Consider the following 20906-nt stretch of genomic DNA (forward strand, 5'->3'; position numbering starts at 1 on the left):
GCAGCGCGAGAGGAGCGACCGACATGGAGTCATATGCCGCGGCGATGGTGGGCCGCGACGACGAGCAGGCGCGGCTTTTCTCGTTCGTGACAGCCCGGGGCGGCAGGTCGCTGATCCTGCGCGGCGAAACCGGTGTGGGCAAGAGCGCGCTGCTCGCGCACGCCGCCGATATGGCCGAGCGCGCCGAGCACGAGGTCCTGCACGTGACCGGCGTCGAAGCCGAATCCGAATTGCCTTACGCGGGGCTGCACCAGTTCCTGTACCCGCTGCTGGCGCACGCGCGCGACCTCGACGAGGGGTCGCGCGCCGCGTTCGACGCCGTCTTCGGGCAGCGGGCCGGGGATCCGCCCTCGGTCATGACGCTGGGTATCGCCGTGCTCAACCTGCTCGGCGCGGCCGCGCGGGAGCGGCCGCTGCTGCTGGTCCTCGACGACGGCCAGTGGCTGGACGCCGCCAGCGCCGAGGTGTGCGGTTTCGTCGGACGCAGGCTCACCGGCAGCGCGGTGAAGATGCTGATCGCACTGCGTGCCGACATTCCCTCTCGGCTGGATACCGCCGCTCTGCCCGAGACCACGATCCCGCCGTTGTCCGAGCAGGCAGCGGCCCGCCTGCTCGATCAGCGCCACCCGGGATTGAACGCGCGCATTCGCCGCCTCACCCTCGAGCACGCGCGCGGCAACGCACTGGCGCTGCTGGAGCTGCCCGCCTACATCGTCGGCGCGGCGGACACCTCCGACGACGTCATCGACGAGCTCGCGGTCCCGCTGCCGAAACGGTTGCAGCGCTTGTACAGCGGGCGGATCACGGCGCTCCCCGAGACCGTGCGCGCGGAGCTGCTGAAGGGCGCGCTCGACGGGGTGGGCGCGCGCGCCGCCGCGACCGTGGGACCGGCCGGCCGCTACCGGATGCGCGACGCCGAGGAGGCGGTGCGTGTCGGGTTACTCGAAATCGACTTGCGCACAGGCGAGTTCATGTTTCGTCATCCGCTGGTGCGTTCGGCGGTGGTGCAGCTGGCCACGCCCAACCAGCGGCGGGCCGCGCACGCCGCGCTGGCGCGAGTGCACCACGCCGACCTCGAGCGCCGGGCCAGGCATCTGGCGGCGGCCACCATCGATCCCGACGAACAGGTGGCGGCGGCGCTGGAGGCGGCGGCCGAATCCGCGACCCGACGCGGTGGGGCGATGGCGGCGGTGGCATGGCTGACCCGCGCGGCCCAGCTCAGCGAGAACCACGAGGACCGTTCGCGCCGCCTCGGCGACGCTGCCTTCGTCGCCGGGCACGCGGCCCGGCTCGGGCAGGCACAGCGCATCGTGCAGTCGGATCCGGCCCCCGGCGGGAACGAGTCACCGGCCGCGGTGCTGGCCTCGGCGTATTCGGCGCTGTACGAGGACGGTGACGTACGCACCTCGCATCGCCGCGTGTCGGCCGCGATCGAGGAGTTGTCCGCCAGGGGCGCGCGCGAGCAGCCGGAAATGCTGGTCCGGCTGGTGAACCTGCTGCTGGCGATCAGTCAGTACGCCGGTGACGCCGGGACGTGGACCAGCACCCGTGACCTGCTCGCCGGAATGGGCGAGTTGCTGCCGGAGCGTTCACGGATCTACCGCGACTCGTGGAGCGATGTGGTGCGCCACGGCGCCGGCGTGGCGCCGCGGGTGGAGTCGGCCGCGGCGCGGCTGGCGGAGCTGGAACCGTGGGACGTCACCCGGCTGGCGGTCTCGTCCTATCATCTGGACATCGCGGCGGATTACCGCCCGCACCTACAGCGGATCGTGGACCGGGAACTGGAGACCGGCGCGGTGGCCAGCGGCATCGTCATGCTGCACCTGATCATGCTCGATCAAACGTCGACCGGCGAATGGGACGAGGCCGAGCGGACCGGTCTGCGGTCGCTGCGGCGGGCCGTCGACCTGGGTTACGACCTGTTCGCCCAGCAGAGCCGCGGCTATCTGGCGCAGCTGGCGGCGCTGCGCGGGCGACTCGACGAGGCCCGCGAACTCCAGGCGGTGATCGATTCCTGGGCAAGGCCGCGCGGCCTCGGATTCCTCACCCAGGCCGCCGACGCCGCGGGCACCACCGCCGCGCTCACCGCGGGCGATTTCGAGGCCGCCTATCTGCACGCCATCGGCATCACACCCCCTGGCGAGTTCGCGCCGTACGCCTACCAGGCCTCGCGCAGCCTGCTGGACCTGGTCGAAGCCGCCGTGCACACCGGGCGCGCCGAGGAGGCGCGCGCCCATGCCGCCGCCGCGTGGGACGCCGGCCTCCCCGCGATCTCCCCGCGCCTGGCGATCCTCACCTTCGGCGCCACGGCGATGACCGCCGACGACGACGCGCGCGCCGCCGACATGGTGGCTCGGGCCGAGAGTCATCCCGCGGCAGCACGTTTCCCCTTCGAGCTGGCACGGATCCGGTCGGCGCACGGGCTTCGGCTCCGGCAGGCCAACAGCAGGACGGCGGCCAGGCACTACCTGTCGGCGGCCGCGGCGTCGTTCGATCGGCTCGGCGCCGCGGCGTGGGCCGAACGCGCGCGGGCCGAACTGCGTCCGCTCGGCGTCAGCGGGGCCGGGGCAGCCGCGGAGCCCGCCGCGCTGACTTGGCAGGAGCGCCGGATCGCCGATCTGGCGGCAGCGGGACTGTCCAACAAGGAGATCGGCGTCCAGTTGCACCTGTCGCCGCGGACCGTCGGCTCGCACCTGTACCGGATCTTCCCGAAATTGGGCATCACGACCCGCGCCGCCCTCCGCGACGCGCTCACCCGCGACACCCCTCTGCCGGAGGGACAGGCGGCGGGTAGCCCTCAGAACTGAGCGCCGCCCGATCCGGCCCGGATGCCGTGGTCGGTCAGCCAGCCGAGGACATGATCGGCGATCGCGGGCCACCCGCTGTCGATCACCAGGGAATGCCCGCGGTCGGCGAACTGCGCGAGCTCGCTGACCGCTACGGAGTCGCCATAGCGCTTGTACATCGCCCGCGTCATCGAATCGGGCGTGAGGCGATCCTCCTGTCCGGAGACCAACAGCAACGGTCCGCGGTCCCGGTTACCGGTGTCCACCGGCAGGCCCGGCCGACCGGGTTCGCTTCGTGCGGCGATGTCGCCGAGCAGCCGCTGGGGCATGGGGACGACGTGTCGGCCGAAGAGTGCGGTGGCCTCGCCCTCCTCGACCGCATTGGCGACGAACTCCCGGAATCCGCGCAGCGACAGGCGGGCCGGTTCGCCGGGGGATTCCGGTACGGCCGGCCATGCGACGACCGGCCCGGTGGAATCGCCGGGCGGCAGCGGCGCCAGTGCTACGGCCGCCCGGGCCAGGTTCGCGCCGAGCAGATATTGGGCGATCAGGCCGCCGACACAGTGGCCGATGAGCACCGGGGGAGTGTCGAACGAGCGCGCGACGCGCGCGTAGTGCGCGGTCAGTGCCGCCAGCCCGAGATCGCGCCACCCGGAAGGATCGGCGCGGGTCGCGGCCACGGTGTCCGGCTCACCCGGCCATCGGGGAGCGCTCACCGCGTACCCCCGGCTCGTGAGACGCCGTGTCCACCCTTGCCACGACGACGCGTGCAACCACGCGCCGTGCAGCAGTACCACGGGTGTTCGACGCACCGGCCTCACAGGTGGTCGACGTCGATGATCGCTTGGGCGAAAGGTTTCGGAGCCTCCTGTGGCACGTTGTGCCCGATGCCGTCGAGCACCCGGTGCTGGTATCGGCCGGTGAACCTGCCGCGGTAGGCCGCGCCGTCCTTGGCCGCGCCGTCGAAGTCGCTGGCCAGGGTGATGGTGGGCACGGCGATGGGCGGAGCGGCCGCGAGTTGCTGCTCGTAGCCGTCGTACTGCGGTTCGCCCGGCGCCAGCCCCAGCCGCCAGCGGTAGTTGTGGACGACGATGTCGACGTGGTCGGGATTGTCGAACGCCGCCGCGCTGCGGTCGTAGGTGGCGTCGTCGAAGTTCCACTGCGGCGAGGCGTTGCGCCAGATCAGCTTGTTGAAGTCGTGCCGGTTGCGGGCGTAGCCGAGGCGGCCGCGCTCGGTGGCGAAATAGTACTGGTACCACCAGCCGAGTTCGGCCTGCGGGGGCAGCGGCTGCTGGTTGCCGGTCAACGAGGTGACCAGGTATCCGCTCACCGAGACCAGGGCCCGGCAGCGTTGGGGCCATAGCGCGGCAACGATGTCGGCGGTGCGCGAGCCCCAGTCGAATCCGCCGAGGATGGCCGCGTCGATACCCAGCGCGTCCATGAGATCGACCACGTCGCGCGCGATCGCCGACTGCTGGCCGTTGCGGACGGTCCGCTCCGACCGGAACGTCGTGGATCCGTAACCGCGCAGGTAGGGCACGATCACTCGGTAACCGGCCGTCGCGAGCAGCGGCCCGACGTCGGCGTAGCTGAAGGGGTCGTACGGCCAGCCGTGCAGCAGCAGCACCGGTGTGCCCGTGGCGGAGCCGTACTCGACGTAACCGACGTTCAGCAGCCCCGCGTCGATCTGCTTGACCGGCCCGAGGGTCGTGTGTGCGCCCGCCCCAGCGCGCAGGGCCGCGCCCGCCGGTGCGGTGGCGGTCGTCGACTCCGCGGCCGAGCATGCGGCGAGCGAGCCGGCGGCCACCCCCGCGGCGCCCACGGCCAGCGCTCCGCCGAACAATCGTCGTCTGTTGATGGTCATCGCAACTCCCTCGGAAGGCTCGGCTCCTGACCGCATCCGGTCGCCACCGACGCTAGGCAGCGCCCATATCCCGCCGCGTCCGTCGGATGACGTAATCGATGACTGCCGCCGCCCCACGGATGACTGTCGGTCATCGCCGCGACCAGCACCGTAGCGCATTCGGCCTGGGACGACAGGGCGCACTATGGCCGCCGTAGCCCAATGCGCACCGGACCAGAACTTCCGCCGGTCCCGACGGGGGCGTTCGGCAGCCGGATGGCGCTGAAGTTTCGCGTGAGCACGACGGTGTCGTTGTAGCGACTCGGCCCAACCGTCCCCGTCGGTGCGCAGCGTCGGCGGCGGCCGCAGCTGCTGGAACTCGGTCGTCAGGCGCTCGAGATCCTTGGTCGGTGGTCGTAGGGGACGAAACCGTGTGCGCGATCGGACGAGAGAGGAGCACCTCCGAGGCGCAGCGCAAGAGGAGCGTATCAAGGTCGAGAATGGCGGGCTGATAAGCGTTCCGCAGCGTCTTTCTAGACAGAGGACACCATCCCCTCTCGGCCCGTGGAGGACTGTATCTCCAACTGCCGAGCGGTATGCCCGGCGGTGGCCGTTCGAACGCGGCAACCTTGTCGACCGCGACCATCGTCGGATCGAGCCGGTGACCGTGCGGCCGCCACCGCCTCGCCTCGCGCCAACCTCAGGAGGACGAGGAGGGGGCGTAGCAGGCGCCTGCCCCTCCCGGAATCGCTGCGAACCACCGGGCTGAATCGGTCCGGAGCGAGGTAGTCCGCATGTCGGCTCGATCAGTCGGCGGTGTCGCCCGTCCCACCGAGAAGCTCCGAGCGGCGCCCGCTCCACGTGACGACCACCTGATCCCGCGCGCGGCTGGCCGCGACGTAGAGCAGTGACCGTTCTCGCAGTCGCGCCTCGTTCAATTCTTCCTCGGGCACCCCATGCAGGCCCGCTTTCGCTGGTACGTGGGCTTCGTCGATGCCGGTGAGGATCACTCGGGAGAACTCCATTCCCTTGGAGCGGTGCATCGTCAGGACCTGGACGTGTCCGGGTATCGCCTGGTTCTCGTCCAGTGCGCGGGCGCTGATGCCGCGCTCGGCAAGGGCGCGGACCAACTGGCTGCGGTCGCCGACGCCACGGGTGAGCACGGCGATGGTGGAGGGCTCGATCGACGGATCGGACAACCACTCATTGATCTGATCGGCGACGGCCTGCAACTCCTCAGCGGCGGAAGCGCATTGTCGCAGAATCGGTTTGGGGCCGGTGCGCGCCGAGCGGTAATCGAGCGCGGATTCCTGGCCTTCCTCCAGGTCGCGATACTCGGCGCCGCTGAGTACGCCGACGGCGAACGCGAGGTTCTGCGCGGTGGTCCGATAGTTGAGTGTCAGCCGCCGCGAGCGTCCGACGATCTTGATGCCGAGGCGGCCCAGAACGATGGGCTGTCCATAGATCCGTTGGTGGGAGTCCTCGGCGATGAACAGGTCATTGGGTCCTTCGGCGACCAAGGCCCGCAGCATCAGCCAGTGCGTCGCGTGCAGGTCTTGTGCCTCGTCGACGACGACGTGGTCGGCCAGGCGGTCCGCGGTGTCGTTCGCCCGCTGCCGCAGGTGTTCCGCCGCGACAGCCAAAACCTCCGGAAAGCTGAGGGTTTCGTCCATGCGGCTGCGGCGTCGGTAGGCCTCGACCAGCTTCCACACCGCGATGCGTTGCGGCCGGGACAGCCGAACGCCTCGACCGGCCCGCGCGACTCGCGCGTATTGTTCGAGGGTGGTCACGTTGTTGGCGAGGACGACCGAGGTGTATTCGGTGTCGAGGAACCAGGTCGTCGCGAGTCGGGGTTCGAGACCGGTGGCGATTGTATCGACGATTTCCCGCCACATTTGGTCCTTCTTGGTGCGGGCAACCGGTACCTCGGTGCGTGCACCGAGAACGGCCTCGGTCGCGGGCCCGATGTCGTCGGCTCGGCGCACCACATCGTTGGCGAGCTTGTCGATTCCTTCGACGTAGATGCCGGGCTCGCCGAGTCTTTTCGCGAGTCTGATGCCGGGTTCGAGGGCCTCGAGGTCGGTTTCGAGGTTCTTCGCGAGGGTCTTGTTGAAGGTGGTGAGAACGATTCGCGCGGCCGGGTTGCGGCGCAGCAGATTGCGGGCGCGGTGGATCGCCACGACGGTCTTGCCGGTGCCCGCGCCGCCGGAGAGCCGGAACGGTCCGCTGTAGTCCCTTTCCGCGTATCGGCGCTGTTCCGGGTGCAGGAATACCCGCCAGGCCGCGAAGTCGCCGCCTTCGATGACACGCCGCAACTCGTCGCTGCCTTCGATGTAGGTGAATTGCATCTTCGAGGCGGGACGGTCGAGCGCTCGGATGATGTGGTCGTCCTCGTCCACGGTCGCGTCGACGGGGGCCTCGGTGAACCGGTACTTGTCCCGGATGTCATCGATGCTGGTGCCGCAACCGAGTTCGAGCAGCGCCTCGGCCTGCCATCCGGACACGCCCGCGGCGATGTCGTTGAGTTCGAAGTCGTCGCCGGCCGCCAGCGCGCGCCCGGCCAGCGAGGTGTCCATGCCGAGCCGGTCGGTGAGGTCCGACAGCGTGAATCCCGCGCGCGCCAGAAAACCTCGCCTCGGCTCCTTCGGCGCGTCGGTCGGTCGCGTTGTGGTCTGGGGAGGCGCGTCCTCGTCCGATTCCGTGACGACGCCCTCGAGAATGCCGTTGACAGGATTGACCCGAAGGACCGCGCGCTCGGCGAGGGAGTTCGCGACGTCGTGCTTCCAGGTCCCCATGTAGACGTAGGTGGTACCGCCTTCTTTCGGGTCGACCCGGAACAGCACGGCGCGATGGTTCAGATCAACCCTTCCCGTGCGAACGCGCCGGTCCACGGCGCTCTTGATCGGCTCGATGTGCAGCCCGGATGCGGTGTCGTCGTTCTGTAGTTTGTCCAGGAAGCTGAAGACACGCTGCACCAGCGACCCGTCGAGTCTGGCGAGCGCCTTGCTCTGGTTCATCATCACGATGTTGGCCATCAGATCACTCCGTTCGCGGTCAGGGCCGCGATGATCCGCGCCGTCTCCGGCGGGCAGACCGTCCAGCCCTGATCGGTCAGCGTATTGGTCGCGGCCTCGCCGCCATCGAACAGCACGCCGACGCGAGCGCCGGGCCAGGCGATGTCCACCACTTCGCCGTCAGCGGTCTCGAAGCCTTGAGCGGGTAGCGGCGTCCCGGCTCTCGCCAAGTCCAGGACGAGGGCACGTTCGGCGTCGGAGATGCTGGTGTCGTAGAGCGTCTGCCATTCCGGCCTCAGGTCGCCCGCGGCGGTGTCGGCGCGCGGCTCCGGCGCGGTTGCGTCGCCGGCCACCAGGCTGCGCGTGGTCACCAAGTGGGTGTCGCACAGGCCGAACCAGTTCGACAGGCGCAGCCATTCCCGCCAGCCGTCGCCGGCGCCGAGGGCCTCGTCGCGGTCATCGAGAACGAGCACGGCGGAGACCGTTCCGGTGTCCGGCCGCATCGATGCGGTGACGGTCAGCGGTCCATAGGTATACGAGGCACACGCGTGGTTGCCTGCCGGGAGCTCGGCTTCGCGGCCGTCGAGCAGGGCCAGCGCCCATCCGGCGAGCCCGGCGCTGTCGCCTTTGCCGCGGTGTTCACGCATGAACATCAGCGGCAGCCAATGCCCGACCTTGGCCCACTCCTCGATATCGGGTTCGGTCAGGAATCCGAACAACTGGGTGATCGGGTCGGCGAGCAGCAGGTCGGTCACGGATCGGCGCAGGTTGCCGCGCTTCAGCATGAGCCGGCCCAGCTGCTCCGAATACCAGCGCGGGGTGACGGATCGCCTGGCTTCGAAACGCTCCAGGTCTTCGTGACAGAACGACCACACCATGACGCCGCCCGAGCGGAGGATCGCGCGTTTGCGCGCGTCGTCGGCGACCCGGTTGTTATCGGGCACCGCGTGGTATTCGCGTCCGTCGGCGAAGATCGCGATGACCGGGATGTCGGGATCCGATGTCTTGAGTTCGTAGTCCGGCACGCTGTTGCCCATCGGTGTCTGCGGAGTGAGCGTCCAGGTTCGGATGGTCGGGCCGGGCACGGTGATCGTGGCCTTGTTGGCGTAGGTGCCCGGGGTTTCCTTGATGGTGGCGCCGAGGGTACGCAGCCGATCGAGCAGAGCCTGGTAGAAGCGGCGCTCGAGCGGCGACTCCTGGCTGCCGACGCGGTTGTCCGGCGTTTCGTCCACGATGGACTGCGACCACTGATCCCACGACGGTTCGCTGTCCTGGACGTCGAGGATCGTGTCGAGAATCTTCGCCGCGGTCTTCCGGGAGACTTTGTCCAGCTCGTGCGGCGCTGTGAACGGCAGCAGGCAGTTGTGACAGGCCAACCGCGACTCGGCTGCGCACGAGCAGCCGTGCAGCACCTCGCGGGCTGCCTTCAGGACCGACCACACCTTGATCGGGTCGGCGAATTCGGCGAGGTAGCCGGTGCCGCCGGGCACCGTGTCGTGGATGAGCAGCGCCCGCTGATCCGGTGCGTACAGGGCGTCGGGGACTGCGACGATGTCCAGGTGTTCGGGCGCGCCGCCGATCACCTCCCGCAGGCCGAGCAGGATGGCCGCGCTCAGGCTCGGATACGCGAAGGTGTCGTAGCGAAGTTCCGGCGGCACATGCAGCAGCACCGCCTGGGTGCGCAGCGTGCGCGCCAGCGCGATGTCGCGAACGTGCCGTTCGTCGGTGGCTTTGCGGTATCGGCACCAGCTGCGGTGCTCGTAGGCCTCGTTGCGCCCGGCTACCCGGTCGAGCTGTCCGCAACCTGAGCAAACCCGGAACAGGCCGGTGGTGACGTCGGTGCCCGCGAGGGTGCGCCGGACGCCTTGGGAGGTGCGCCTGCCTACATTGAGCCAGCGGATATCGATGCGGCGCAGATATTCCGCGCCGAAGGCGTGATCGGTGGCGAACCAGCGGCGCGCGATATTGCCGGAGTCGATGTCGGCGGCGGTGACCACCGAATACACCTCGCGGTGGCGTTCGTCGCGGGAGTCGGTGATGGCGGCTTCGTCGCGGCGCACCTCCGCCGACACTTTCGACATCTCCACCACCTGCAGCTGCTGGCTGACGTCGGCGATGGTGCCGTCGCCGCAGCGCGGGCAATTGCCCCGGTGGCGGGGCTGCTCACCGCTCGCGCTGATGTCGGCCCACCCGCAGCGCGGGCACATCCGCCAGGTGTGGATGGCCGCCGCGCCCCCGCCGAGGTCCACCGCGTCGATCCGCACGGCCAGGCCCTGGGCGTAGAAGGTGGAGCCGGGGGCCAGCTCGGTGAGCGCTATGCGGGCTCCGCGCTGATAGCTCTCGGTGTCGCCGTGGTATTCGTTGGTTTCCGGGTCTATCCATGTGATGCCGACGTCCAAGGTCACCGCGTCGTCGAGCAGCGTGTAGTTGGGCAGCACGCCGTAGCGTTCCAGTACGCCCACCCAGTGCTCGTTGGTGAGGTCGCTGATGTGCTTGCCGAGCAACCGCAGCGTGCCACGTGCCGAGCGCAGGGTGCGGCGGTCGTCGTCGGTGGCGGCGGGGGAGTTGGCGCGCTGCTCGAATTCGGGTAGCGCGGCGTCGACGGCGGTGCGGCGCTCGGTGAGTTCGGTGACGTCCCGATTCCAGCGGTGCACCGCCTCCCGTAGGTGCCGGGTGAGCCGGCTGGGTTGGCCGTCCCCGCCGGGGGAGGCCCAGGCGCGCAAGCCGTCGCGGGTGGTCCCGTCGAGCAATTCGCCGAACTGGTCGAGGAAATCGTCGAGCAGGGCGACGGACTCGGCTTCGGCGGTGTGGATGAGCCGCGCCATCCACGTGTTCTCGTCGAAGCTGCCCAGTACCGCGCGGGCGTCGAGCGGGTCCTGTGCGCCGGGCTGTCGCGCGAGCCGATCGATGACGTGAGCGACATACTGGCGTTGCAAGATCTCCTCGGCGGTGAGGAAGGTCGCCGGTGGGCGCACTTTCCCGTCGATGACCGAGAGCGGATCGTACAGCTTGGGCAGGTGCTCGCCGCGCCCGCGCACGAAGGCCAGCACCAACGAGTTGCCGGTGCGGCGTCCCGCGCGGCCTACGCGCTGTAGATAGGAGGCGACCGTGCGGGGCATCGATCCGAGCATGACGGTCGAGAGATCGCCGATGTCGATGCCCATCTCGAGGGTGGGCGTGGCGACGAGCACGTTCGGCGCGGTGGGGTCGTCGCCGGACCCCTTGAACTTCGTCTCGTACTCGAGCCGGGTCTTGGTCGGCAGCAGCGAGGTATGTTCGCGCGCCACCACCCGTTTCATCTCGGAGCGGTCGTAGAGCCTGCGGTAGAAGTTGTCGCTCTTGTGTGCTCGCTGCAGGGTGCCGGGGCAGCGGACGAGCAGACACGGCGCGCCCTCGAGCTGGTCGACGACGACTACGCTGCCGGGATTCTGGGTCCGGCACACCTCGCACACCAGCAGATGCCTGCCCGCCTGCAGGTCGGCCAGATCCGGTGCACCGACGAGGACGCCGTCCTCGCTCAACGAATAGGTGGTCAGCGCCTTTTCGGTGATTACGGTGGTGAGGACACGGTTCTCGGCCAAGACGGTGAACAACGACCGGGCGAGGAAGCCGCCCTCGAACGCGGACACGTTCAGGCACCGCGACGCCCACCGCGCATACCACGAGGAGGGCGCGGTGATCGGGTCGAAGCCTTCCGGGATGGTGCGCGCCCCGAGCGCCGGAAATGCCGGAGCTGGGCGGCCTTTCGGGAAGGCGGGCATGCCTTCACCGCGCGGGCGTCCGCCCCAGACCCAGCGCCGGTTGGCGTCGCGCTGTACGAATTTGTCCAACCACACGTGCCGGATCGCGCCCTGGGTGCGCATGCGTTCGACCGTGCCGCGCACCCAGCGCGTGACCGCGGCGGGGTCCGGTTCCGGCAGGGCGGTTTGGTATTCCGCGCCGTCGAGCGCCTGTCTGCCGAAACTCGCGACCCGCGCACCGGAGCCGAGGTCGACCTCGGCGACGACGCTGCCGGTGAGTTCCAGGGTGCGGCCGAGCCGGGATTGCAGACCGAATTCGAGGTCGATGTCGAACTGCACCCGGCGCTTGACCTTGCGCAGCGCCCTGCGGCGTTCGTCGGCGCGCTTGTCCCGCTGCCAGAAGGCGACGAACTCGTCGCGTTCGACGATGTCGGGTGCGAGCAGATGGTAGCGGCGGGTCGGGTCTTCGCCCGCGCGTTCGATCACCGCCTCGCACAGTTCGGTGAGCGTCAGCATCGCCGCGGCCTTCGAACCGGCCACCTTGGCGCCGAGGGCGTTACGCAGCGTGGAACGCAGACTGAGCGTGTGCGAGCGCGCCTGGACGAACCCGGCCCGGTGGGCGGCGTCCTGCACGCTGTCGGTGAACATGAGCGCCTTCTTCTCATCGGCATCGAGGTCGGCGTCGCCGAACATGTTCGACAGTGCCACCGACAGTTGCGTCGCGACCGCGCTGCCGAGGAAGCGGATCCCGTCGGCGGTGTTGCAGGCCGGGCACACGTCCTTGCGCGAGTCCTCTTCGGCGGCCGGCCCGTGCAGCATGAGCACCGGAAGTGCGTGTCCCTCCAGCACTTCGGAGCTCTCCGGATCGGGGGCCTGTTCGCTGAGTTCCCGCTTGTCCAGCAGCAGCCAGCGCAGGCCGTCCACGGCGGTCTCGAGCTGAGCTTCCACCGGCGCGGAGATCAGTGCGCGAATTCGCGCGTCGCCGCTGAGATGCAGGGAGCGTACGGAGTCCTGGTCCGGGTCGAGGACTTCGCCGGTGGGCGCCATCCGCACACCCCAGCCCGAACGGCCGCAGTGGCGGCAGTAGAGGGCGGGTTGGTATTCGACCTCGACGCCTTCGGGCGCGCCGTCGTCGGCCCAGCGGAACCGCGTCGCGGCCGCCAGCTCGCGGTCGATCCGTGACAGTTCCCGAACCCACAGGTGCACATCGACGTTCAACGCCGACCGCCCGATCTCGGCGCGCAGATGCGACAGCGCAGCGAACACGAAATCCAGATAGCGCTGCCGGGTGGCCTGCGCCCGCGCATTGTCCCGCTCGGCCGACGGCGCGGGCAGCACCGCCGAGGCCAGCTCGGCCAGCGACACACCCTTCGCGCAGCGGTTCACCAGTTGTACGAACAGGTGGTGTTTCTTCAACAGGTCCAGCTGCTCGGTCTCTTGGAGGCGACGCAACTCCGAGGCCAGCTCCTCGAGCTCGGGATGGTGATCGCCGGCGCGCTCGAACAGCGTCGCCAGCACCGCGGCCGTGAGATGGCCGTTGTTGGGTGAGGTCTCCTGCAGCGCGACGAGGAATGCGACGGCTTCCTCGATCGCCGGGACGACCGGCTCATACAGCCGATCCAGATCCGCCTTGCGATCGGCCAGCCATTCATCGAGCCCCAGCCGAGTCTCCCCGATCAGCGAGTCTTCGGGAAAGACTTCTCCGAACACCCCGTGCGCGAAATCCAGCATCGCCGTGGGCTCACCCCCGCCGCCCAGCGTCGCCGACGTCGCCACCGGCGTGATCCGCCCCAACGGCCGCGCCCGGTCCTGCGCGCTGAAGTCCGCCGCTTCGGTCCGATACGACTTCACCGCCAGCCCGAGCCGCCGCAGCAGCATCGCGACATCCGTGCCCTGCGCACCGTCGTAGGTGTGGAACTCGTCGAGCACGAGGTACTGCAACGATTCCGTCGACTGCCGCCACATCGCCGCCCGATCCGGCCGCAGCAACAGATGATCGAGCATCTTGTAGTTGGTGAGCAGGATGTCGGGCGGTGAATCGTGCATCAGCCGCCGATCGGTGATCAGCCCGTCCGTCGACACCATCGTCCGCCCGCCCGAGGACTGCTCGCCGGTGTAGAGGCCGGCGGTGACGCCGGAGAGTTCCGGGTTGGTGGCGATGAGCCGCGCGAGCCGCTGCTCCTGGTCGTTGGCGAGGGCGTTCATCGGATAGATGATCAGCGCCTTCATCCCCGCCCCGCCGCGCTTCTTCGCGCGCAGCACATGATCGAGGATCGGGATCAGGAACGACTCGGTCTTACCGGACCCCGTCCCGGTCGTGACCAACGTCGGCCGTGGCCGCTGCTGGAACTTGGTCGACAGGCGTTCGAATGCCTCGGCCTGATGTCCGTAAGGGACGAAATCGGTTGGCAGCCAGTCGAGGTGCATGCCCCAATTACCGCGCGCGGGGGCGAATGGGAGACGCAGGCGGAGGTAGGGACCCTTGAACATGCCCGCGCGGGGGTCGCCGACGAAGTCGATGAGCGCTGCCTGGGTGTCGGGGTCGGTGAGCGCGAAGGTGGTGGCGAGGTAGTCGGTGAGACCCTCGCGCAGGTGGTTCGCCTGCAAGGTCGGCAGGAGTGCCCCCATGAGTATTGCTCCTTGACGGTGGTCTGATCACCCGGTCGTGTCGGCAGTCGACGTCACTGGACGCTATCGCACAGGGCAGGTGCTTCGCCGCCGCGTTCGCCGAAACCTGCTTTCTCCCAGTCGAAATCGCGCCTCGCGGAATTTGGTGGACTCGTTCGCTCGGATCAGCGTGCGGGGTGACCGGAGTGCGATCCGTACCCTGTTCCCGCGACGACTCCGAAGACGAGTCGGTTTGCTGTGTTTTGTGCAGGTGCCGCCGTGCCCGGTATGTCGACAGATGGGCTTGGTGCCGCGCCGGTGGCCCCAAATCCTCGGGCCCGAACCTTATGAGCGCCGCCGAGGGCGGGTAGGGTCAGGGCGATGGTACGGGGGCCGGGGAGGAGAGAACCATGGCGACAAGCGATCAACCACTGAACATGATTCCCGATGCGGTGACGGCGGTCGGCAGGCAGGCCTATGACGTCGCTCAGCAGCTGAGATCGGGATCGATAGCGTTGGACCGCGAGGTCCAGGCGTTGTTCGACACTTGGAAGGGAAGCGCCGCCGATGCTTATCGCGAGGGGTGGGATGACATGCAGGACGGCGCGATGAAGGCATGGGACGCGCTCACCGACCTGGCATCGAAGCTCGGCGTCAGTGTGTCGACGCTGCAGGATCAGGACAACTCCAACGCGGCGCCGATCAGCTCGCTCCAGTTGGACTGACGGCATGACCGCTGAATTCGCGTTCGATCTCGATCACATCGACCAGGTGACCGCCCGCGCCCGCGGCTTCAAGGAGTTCTTCGCCGACCATCTCGATCAATTGGACCGCACTGTTCAGGGGCTCATGCAGAGTGGGCAGTGGACGGGCGTGGCCGCGGCGGCATACGCCGAGGAGCATCAGGTCTGGGTCGCCGCAGCACGCGAACTGCTCGACGGACTGGCTGAGATGGAGCAGGCCGCCCGGACGGCACACGCCTCCTACTCGGACGCGGCGGCCGTGAACCTGCGCATGACAGGGGGATGACATGGCTGTTGTTGCGCCGCAGACGTATTACACGGCTGCGGAGGAGTGCTACAAGCTGTCGAGGGAGTTCCAGTCCGCGTACAATCCGCTGCAGACGGCGCTGCTCGAAACCAGCGGTATGGCCGGGAGTTGCCAGGCCGCGAAGGCGTGGTCCGCGGCTTACGATGAGCGCGCGGGCGCCTTCACCACCGCGGCGACCAACTTCGCCAGGGCGTTGCAACATTTCGGCGACATCCTGATCGCGTCTGGCTACAACTGGGAATGCTCCAACTACGCGGCGAATCGTGACCCGAACAAGGGGACCGGTCCAGCGTGCCCGCGCACCATCCCTTCTGAATTGCCATACAGCGCGAACGTTGTCGTCGGCGTGGCGTCGTCTCGGAACAATGGCCCCGGGCTGGAAACCGAGTTTCCCGAGCTGTACGACAAGGTCGTCACCCAGCTCGCGGGTGACAAGGTCCCCGATGGCGACACGGACAAGCTCGATCGCGCGGCGCAGGCGTGGAAAGCCTTCGCCGACAACAACGCGATCTTCGCCGCCGGACCTCGCCTGCGAGTCGTCGCCGCCGGACTCGCCAAGTTCGATGCACCCGACATCCCGAATCTGACCGGCCACTTCGAAACACTGGCGAAGAACGCGGACGACATCAAGCTGGTCGCCGACGATCTGGCGAAATCGACATCCAGCCACCACGCCGCTGTCGTCGCAGTTCGCGCGGACATCAACACCCAGGTGGCGGCAACGCTCGTCGTCGCGTCGGTCGCCATCGCCGTAACGGCCGTGGCAATTCGCAACCCGCGCGCGGCCACAGTGGAGGGCCCCGCGCTGGAGACCGCCGCGAACGCCATCGCCGGCGCCGTCGGGTCATTCTTCACCGCACTGGCCGGGATCAAGTTCAGCACCGCGGCACTGGCCGTAGGAGCACTCGCCACCATCACCGGCCTGACCATCCTGTCCATCGCCGGCGACTCGACATTCAACTCGAACTACAAGCCTCCGGCCAATGCCTACGATCCCAACGGGCCCAAAGCTCCAGGCCGTCCAGGTGAGGCGGAAGGGTTCGTGCCACCCAAAGGCGGGGACCGATGGGTGCCCAACCCCAACGGTCGCGGCTTCGGCTGGGAGGATGCCGATGGAAATGTATGGGTGCCGACCGGTCAGGGCGGTGCGGCACATGGTGGCCCGCATTGGGATGTGGAGTTCCCGAAGGGCGGCTACAGGAACGTCAGACCAGGAGGAGGAAGCTGATGAGCGACGGATCGACGGTGGTACTGGAGGCGACCGACGTCTGGTATTACTCGCGTGGGGACGAGGCGGCGTTCTTCGAGTGGCTCGACAGGATCCCTTCGGTCCGCTCGTACGGTGGGCGACTCAGCACGTTGGAGATCGTCGTCGAGACCCCGGTGGACGACGACTCCCTGCGAGAGCTCCTGGCGCTCTTCCATCGGTACCACATCGACTTGGCTCAACTTCGCCAGCTTGACAACAGCCGAATCGGCCCTTGGTTCCGCGATCCCCAAAAATTCTGGCACGAATCTGTTTTCGGTACATCCGCCAAATAATCACACGTCCCCGGGCGGTGCCTACGATCCCAACGGGTCCACAGCGCCGGGCCGGTGTGGTGAACCAAAGGGATTCGCGCCGCGTGCAGGTGTCAACCGCTAAGTGCCGAATCTGACCCGAGCGCCATCGCTTCGCTAGGGTAGATGCCGACGGAAATGGTGCGCGCCGACCGGTAAGGCGGTGTCGCACAGGGCGCACCCACCTGGGTGCAGGGGCAAGGACCGCAAGAATTGGAGAACCGTTACCCAGGGGGCCAACCCGATGAGCGGCACTGAAATCATGCTGAAGGCAGCTGGCGTCAACTACGGGTCACCGTACGATGAAGCAGCCCTCTTCGAGTGGCTCGACAAGATCCCAGCTGTGCGGTCATACGCAGGGGAGCTGCGAACACTCAAAATCGAAGTCGACGCGATGGCCGACGACGAATCCGTATACGAACTCGTATCCCTGTTCCATCGCTACCACGTAGACATGTCGCAGTTGCGGGTGTTCGACACGGAGCGGATCGGTGAGTGGTTCAGAAATCCCGAGAGTTATTGGTATGAGTCAGTCTTCGGCGCGTCGAGATAGGTCAGTCGTACGCGCACCGGAGGCGAAAGGTGTTTGCGATTCGATGTTCACGGCCGACCGGCATATGACACGCTCGACTACGTGAGTGCCATCTTGTTGACCTGGAACCCGAAGATCTGGAACCGCTGGCATCCCGACTATGATTCGTATGCCCGCGAGGTGCGAGACAACGGCCCATGCCCGGACAGCTGGTCCATAGGCAACCACCGTAACGGGATCGTACCCGGAACCGAGGCATGGCTCTTGAAGCAAGGCGGTCTCGACGCCAGCTGCCGCGGGATCCTGGGGCATGCCATCGTGAGTCCAAACCTCGGCCCGGCACTGATCACTCGGATTCGAGCAAAACGACCCAATTCATCGACATCGATTTCGATTGGCTGCTGCCCGAGGCGGACCTCATCGATATACCCACACTGGAAGGCACTGCTACAGCGACAAAGTGGCGCCAAATCTATAGTTCCGGGACGCGTGTTGATCCCGCAGATCTCCCCGCCCTCCGCACGTTGTGGATAGAGCACGCCCAGCCTACGGCTTATGACTTGGGCGACGAGGAAGTGCCTGGCACCTACCCGGAGGGCGCGACGCGCACCGTCCAGGTCAATAGATACGAAAGTAGTCGCGCAGCTCGCGAAGCATGTATCGTCCACCACGGCACGGTGTGCATGGTCTGCGGCTTCGACTACCGACAGGTGTATGGCTCGATCGGCGCCGGCTACATCCAGGCGCATCACACGGTGCCGATCTCTCAAATGGGCGAGGACTATGAAGTGGATCCGATAACGGACCTTGTTCCTCTGTGCGCCAATTGCCATGTCATGGCACATCAGCGGCAACCCGACCCCTACACAGTACGAGAACTCGAGGTCCGCGTCAGGCGACGCCGCTGAGGAGGGTGAGTGCCCCGTTCCCTGCGAGTACTGCCCAGCTTGCGGCGCGTCACGTTGCATGGCGGCGGGGGGGTCGCCGTCACCGTATGCCACCTCGCCACTCGCGCCCGCATCCGCCGACTGGTCATAGCCCGTGCCGGCGAAACGGCCTCGCGCTGGCAGCGGACAGGGCGACCGATGAACTCGACGACTCCGCGAACGTGACCATCGTCTTCGGGTGACGGAGCATGTCCTGCCGTTCCAGCTGCGGGTGCAGCATCGACCCATGACATCGACGTCTTCGCGGAGAAGGTCGCCAAGGTCTGCTCATCTGGGCGACCTCCGTCCTCGGCCCCCAAGTCACTCGGAAAGTGTGCGCTCCGGCTGTTTCCTCGGCCGCTGCCAGCGCGTCAGCCCGCGGCATCCCATCGCGAACTCCTCCGCGTCGCGCAACGCTCTGCCCGCGACGAGGTCCAGTTCGAACGAGTCATCGCCGTGTCCGGTCATGGCCGCGATCATCTGCCGGGCGGTGGACCGGATCGCCGACTTGTTCCCCGTCACCGTCCAGCGGTCCACGGCAGGCACGTGGATGAGCCAGCGCGGGGCGCAGCAGTGCACTGTGACGCGGTAATGGCGCACGGTCACGACCTCCGCGCGCGGACGGCCCTGCATCGGATCACTCGGTCCATGACAGGGCTTCGGTGAGGGTCACCGGAGGCGGGGGAGGGGTCGACACCCCGCCTCCGGGACGTTCGGGGGCGTCGGCCCACTGGCGAAGCGCGACGGCGTAGCGCTCGAGCACGGGCAGCGGCACAGCCTTGTAGGGAGCACGGGCTCGTGGGAACGGAACGCGTTGCGGCAGTGCTTTGGTCATGTGTCCTCCGCAGGTCGAGTGGCGGCGAAAAGGGCTTACGCCGCTCCGATCACGCGGTCAGTTGAGCACCGGATACGGGGTGTGTGGACATTTCCACGCGGATTCGCGACACAAAGTGGCAAATGCCCTGGACACCTTCCAGCGACCCTGCACAATGTCTTTCAGTCGGTCGAATTGCGGCCTTCCACAATTACTTTCAGAGAAATTCCAGCCAGCGTGTGTGGATATTCCACAGAAGGGAGCAAACAGGATGGGGGAGAGGGATGCGGACGCCGATGATCGGCAGCTCAGGGCCGACATTCGCGGGACCGGGGGCGTTCCACACCGCAGCCTCGGCCGCTGCCTGCGCGGGATGAGGCAGGAAGCGGGACTGTCCATCGAAGTGGCGTCGCGGGCGATCGGGCGCGGGGCGGGGACGCTGCACCGGTTGGAGACCGGCGCGCCGAACGTGGTCGTCAGGGAGGAAGACCTGCGGCGGTTGTGCAGGTTGTATCAGCGGGTGGACATGCTGCCGGTGTTGAAATCGTTGGCGGCGCAGGGGAGGACGCCGTCATGGTTGGACGAGTTTCCCGATCAGGTGAATCCGACGTTCAATGCCTACGTGCAGATGGAGGCGTCGGCCTCTCGTATCACCGTGTATCGCCCCGATATGGTGCCTGGATTGTTTCAGGTTCCCGACTACGCGCGGGCGTTGGACCGTGTCTACTTTCCGATGGACACCGCAGAGGAGATCGAGCGTCGCGTCCGGGTGCGGCGCAACAGGCAAGCGTTGATCACTCGTGACTTCTCGCCACTGACAGCTGTACTCGTCGTGGATGAGGCTGTCACCAGGCGAGTCGTCGGAGGTCCCGGCGTGATGTCGGCGCAGCTGCGTCACCTGGCTGATCTGCCACCGAACGTACGGGTGCAGGTGTTGCCCTTCGGGGTTGGCTTCCCGCTGGGGGTCTCGACCGGTCCATTCACGATCCTGGATTTCGCCGGTGACGGAGAGGCGCGACCTTTGGAGCCGCCAGTGGTCTATGTCGAGAGCTACACAGGCAACATTTACCTGGAGCGCACCAGCACCGTGCGGCGGTACAGAGCTGGATTCGAGGTCATCCAGCGAGTAGCTTTGGACGTGCCGAATAGCAAACGCCTACTGCGGCAGGCAGCGAAGGAGTTCGACCGTGTCCGTTGACCTATCTGGAGCGCGCTGGTTCAAAAGCACTCGTAGTGCCGCCGGGAACGACTGCGTCGAGATAGCGCATCTGGATGGCGGCCATGTAGGGGTTCGTGACTCGAAGAACGTCGGCGGTGGAGTGCTGGTGTTCACGCCCTCGGAGTGGGATGTGTTCCTGGCGGGCGCGCGGAGTGGAGACTTCGACCGGTTTTGAGCTGAGCGCCAGTCTCGTCTGTGGTACCGATCTCGTCGCGAGATCGGTAGCGCGATTACGCCTACCGACCTCGATTGCGGCGCAGACTCGTGGCGCGTGTTCTGCGGATGGGACGATCTTGCCAACCTCTCGGTCTGACGCCTCTCCGAGAATTCGACGGTGTTTTCAGGATCGGCACCGCATCATTCCAGACGCAGCGCGAGAACCGAGAAGCACGATGAGTAGTACACAGCCGCGGACGCTGACCGATCTCGAAACCAGCGTCGTCACCAAGCTGCTGTCCTCAGGGGTGCCCGGAGCCTCCGAGTACCTGGCGCAGGTGCCGTATTCGCAGGTGGTCGCTACCTGGGGTATCGGTTCACCCAGTGTCGATCTCGCGGTGCGGCCCGGCGCGGTGCGAGCATCCGGTTCGCCGAACGGAATCTTCGCCAGCGGAGCGGTCACCGACCGCAACGGATCACCGATCGGCGAAGTCATTCTATGGGTGGAGAACGGCTGGCTCAGCGCGATCGAATACGCCTGGTATACCGACAAACGCCCACGCGCGCTGCCCGATCCCGCTCGAATCGAGATTTTGTAAGCCTTACCCGTGGAATGGGTCGGCCTCTCCCTGGACTGCCAGCCGCCAGGTGTTCGGCGA

Annotated in this window: 16 protein-coding genes; 10 read left to right on the forward strand and 6 right to left on the reverse strand. The window is 67.5% G+C overall.

The genetic code is table 11. From position 1 onward, the window contains the following. The first annotated feature begins 23 nt into the window (after positions 1 to 23). Complete coding sequence (locus ABZ803_RS20200) at positions 24 to 2807, forward strand: LuxR family transcriptional regulator (protein ID WP_357040204.1); 2784 nt, start codon at positions 24 to 26, stop codon at positions 2805 to 2807. On the opposite strand, the gene ABZ803_RS20205 is transcribed toward ABZ803_RS20200, so the two are convergent. The 4 genes from ABZ803_RS20205 to ABZ803_RS20220 all read right to left on the reverse strand — a co-directional run bounded on the left by ABZ803_RS20205 (position 2798) and on the right by ABZ803_RS20220 (position 14011). Continuing rightward, a complete protein-coding gene (locus ABZ803_RS20205) occupies positions 2798 to 3607 on the reverse strand; it encodes an alpha/beta hydrolase (RefSeq protein ID WP_357040207.1) in 810 nt (269 codons plus the stop codon). The genes ABZ803_RS20200 and ABZ803_RS20205 overlap by 10 nt on opposite strands. After that, the gene (locus tag ABZ803_RS20210; RefSeq protein WP_357040210.1) at positions 3604 to 4650 is read right to left on the reverse strand and encodes an alpha/beta hydrolase; all 1047 of its coding nucleotides are present in this window, start codon (positions 4648 to 4650) and stop codon (positions 3604 to 3606) included. Before ABZ803_RS20210 ends, ABZ803_RS20205 begins: the two co-directional genes overlap by 4 nt. A 785-nt stretch (positions 4651 to 5435) precedes the next feature. Continuing rightward, complete coding sequence (locus ABZ803_RS20215; protein ID WP_357040213.1) at positions 5436 to 7664, reverse strand: 3'-5' exonuclease; 2229 nt, start codon at positions 7662 to 7664, stop codon at positions 5436 to 5438. Beyond that, entirely contained in the window at positions 7664 to 14011 is a 6348-nt protein-coding gene (locus tag ABZ803_RS20220; RefSeq protein ID WP_357040215.1) for a DEAD/DEAH box helicase, read from the reverse strand. Before ABZ803_RS20220 ends, ABZ803_RS20215 begins: the two co-directional genes overlap by 1 nt. A 389-nt stretch (positions 14012 to 14400) precedes the next feature. Between ABZ803_RS20220 and ABZ803_RS20225 the strand changes: the two genes are divergently transcribed. The 6 genes from ABZ803_RS20225 to ABZ803_RS20250 all read left to right on the forward strand — a co-directional run bounded on the left by ABZ803_RS20225 (position 14401) and on the right by ABZ803_RS20250 (position 18040). Beyond that, positions 14401 to 14715, forward strand: coding sequence for a WXG100 family type VII secretion target (locus tag ABZ803_RS20225; RefSeq protein WP_357040218.1), 315 nt, complete (start codon positions 14401 to 14403; stop codon positions 14713 to 14715). 4 nt (positions 14716 to 14719) lie between these two features. Next, the gene (locus tag ABZ803_RS20230) at positions 14720 to 15019 is read left to right on the forward strand and encodes a WXG100 family type VII secretion target (RefSeq protein WP_357040221.1); all 300 of its coding nucleotides are present in this window, start codon (positions 14720 to 14722) and stop codon (positions 15017 to 15019) included. A 1-nt stretch (position 15020) separates the two neighbouring features. Beyond that, a complete protein-coding gene (locus ABZ803_RS20235; RefSeq protein WP_357040224.1) occupies positions 15021 to 16268 on the forward strand; it encodes a polymorphic toxin type 37 domain-containing protein in 1248 nt (415 codons plus the stop codon). Next, a complete protein-coding gene (locus ABZ803_RS20240; RefSeq protein ID WP_357040227.1) occupies positions 16268 to 16582 on the forward strand; it encodes a hypothetical protein in 315 nt (104 codons plus the stop codon). Before ABZ803_RS20235 ends, ABZ803_RS20240 begins: the two co-directional genes overlap by 1 nt. 262 nt (positions 16583 to 16844) lie before the next feature. Continuing rightward, positions 16845 to 17153: a hypothetical protein gene (locus ABZ803_RS20245; RefSeq protein ID WP_357040230.1), complete on the forward strand. Its 309-nt coding sequence runs from the start codon at positions 16845 to 16847 to the stop codon at positions 17151 to 17153. Between the two features lie 539 nt (positions 17154 to 17692). Further along, positions 17693 to 18040: an HNH endonuclease gene (locus tag ABZ803_RS20250; RefSeq protein ID WP_357040233.1), complete on the forward strand. Its 348-nt coding sequence runs from the start codon at positions 17693 to 17695 to the stop codon at positions 18038 to 18040. Between the two features lie 339 nt (positions 18041 to 18379). Here ABZ803_RS20250 and ABZ803_RS20255 read toward each other — a convergent pair whose 3' ends face one another. Then, a complete protein-coding gene (locus tag ABZ803_RS20255; protein ID WP_357040236.1) occupies positions 18380 to 18691 on the reverse strand; it encodes a hypothetical protein in 312 nt (103 codons plus the stop codon). A gap of 4 nt (positions 18692 to 18695) precedes the next feature. Further along, entirely contained in the window at positions 18696 to 18893 is a 198-nt protein-coding gene (locus ABZ803_RS20260; protein WP_157114718.1) for a hypothetical protein, read from the reverse strand. Positions 18894 to 19143: 250 nt separating this feature from the next. On the opposite strand from ABZ803_RS20260, the gene ABZ803_RS20265 reads away from it, so the two are divergent. The 3 genes from ABZ803_RS20265 (at position 19144) to ABZ803_RS20275 (ending at position 20846) form a co-directional block, all read left to right on the forward strand. Then, entirely contained in the window at positions 19144 to 20070 is a 927-nt protein-coding gene (locus ABZ803_RS20265) for a helix-turn-helix transcriptional regulator (protein WP_357040241.1), read from the forward strand. Then, positions 20060 to 20266, forward strand: a complete 207-nt coding sequence (locus tag ABZ803_RS20270; protein ID WP_357040244.1) for a DUF397 domain-containing protein — start codon at positions 20060 to 20062, stop codon at positions 20264 to 20266. The genes ABZ803_RS20265 and ABZ803_RS20270 overlap by 11 nt, the downstream gene beginning before the upstream one ends. A gap of 217 nt (positions 20267 to 20483) precedes the next feature. Further along, positions 20484 to 20846, forward strand: coding sequence for a hypothetical protein (locus ABZ803_RS20275; protein ID WP_357040247.1), 363 nt, complete (start codon positions 20484 to 20486; stop codon positions 20844 to 20846). The last annotated feature ends 60 nt before the right edge of the window (positions 20847 to 20906 follow it).

The organism is Nocardia sp. NPDC047648, from assembly GCF_040642815.1.
Taxonomy (GTDB): Bacteria; Actinomycetota; Actinomycetes; order Mycobacteriales; family Mycobacteriaceae; genus Nocardia; species Nocardia gamkensis.

What these genes read in the sequence shown, in the direction of transcription:
- ABZ803_RS20200 (WP_357040204.1), top strand. Translation starts at nt 24, where the DNA reads ATGGAGTCATATGCCGCGGCGATGGTGGGCCGCGACGACGAGCAGGCG.
- ABZ803_RS20210 (WP_357040210.1), bottom strand. Translation starts at nt 4,650, where the DNA reads ATGACCATCAACAGACGACGATTGTTCGGCGGAGCGCTGGCCGTGGGC.
- ABZ803_RS20215 (WP_357040213.1), bottom strand. Translation starts at nt 7,664, where the DNA reads ATGGCCAACATCGTGATGATGAACCAGAGCAAGGCGCTCGCCAGACTC.
- ABZ803_RS20220 (WP_357040215.1), bottom strand. Translation starts at nt 14,011, where the DNA reads ATGGGGGCACTCCTGCCGACCTTGCAGGCGAACCACCTGCGCGAGGGT.
- ABZ803_RS20225 (WP_357040218.1), top strand. Translation starts at nt 14,401, where the DNA reads ATGGCGACAAGCGATCAACCACTGAACATGATTCCCGATGCGGTGACG.
- ABZ803_RS20230 (WP_357040221.1), top strand. Translation starts at nt 14,720, where the DNA reads ATGACCGCTGAATTCGCGTTCGATCTCGATCACATCGACCAGGTGACC.
- ABZ803_RS20235 (WP_357040224.1), top strand. Translation starts at nt 15,021, where the DNA reads ATGGCTGTTGTTGCGCCGCAGACGTATTACACGGCTGCGGAGGAGTGC.
- ABZ803_RS20240 (WP_357040227.1), top strand. Translation starts at nt 16,268, where the DNA reads ATGAGCGACGGATCGACGGTGGTACTGGAGGCGACCGACGTCTGGTAT.
- ABZ803_RS20245 (WP_357040230.1), top strand. Translation starts at nt 16,845, where the DNA reads ATGAGCGGCACTGAAATCATGCTGAAGGCAGCTGGCGTCAACTACGGG.
- ABZ803_RS20255 (WP_357040236.1), bottom strand. Translation starts at nt 18,691, where the DNA reads ATGCAGGGCCGTCCGCGCGCGGAGGTCGTGACCGTGCGCCATTACCGC.
- ABZ803_RS20260 (WP_157114718.1), bottom strand. Translation starts at nt 18,893, where the DNA reads ATGACCAAAGCACTGCCGCAACGCGTTCCGTTCCCACGAGCCCGTGCT.
- ABZ803_RS20265 (WP_357040241.1), top strand. Translation starts at nt 19,144, where the DNA reads ATGGGGGAGAGGGATGCGGACGCCGATGATCGGCAGCTCAGGGCCGAC.
- ABZ803_RS20275 (WP_357040247.1), top strand. Translation starts at nt 20,484, where the DNA reads ATGAGTAGTACACAGCCGCGGACGCTGACCGATCTCGAAACCAGCGTC.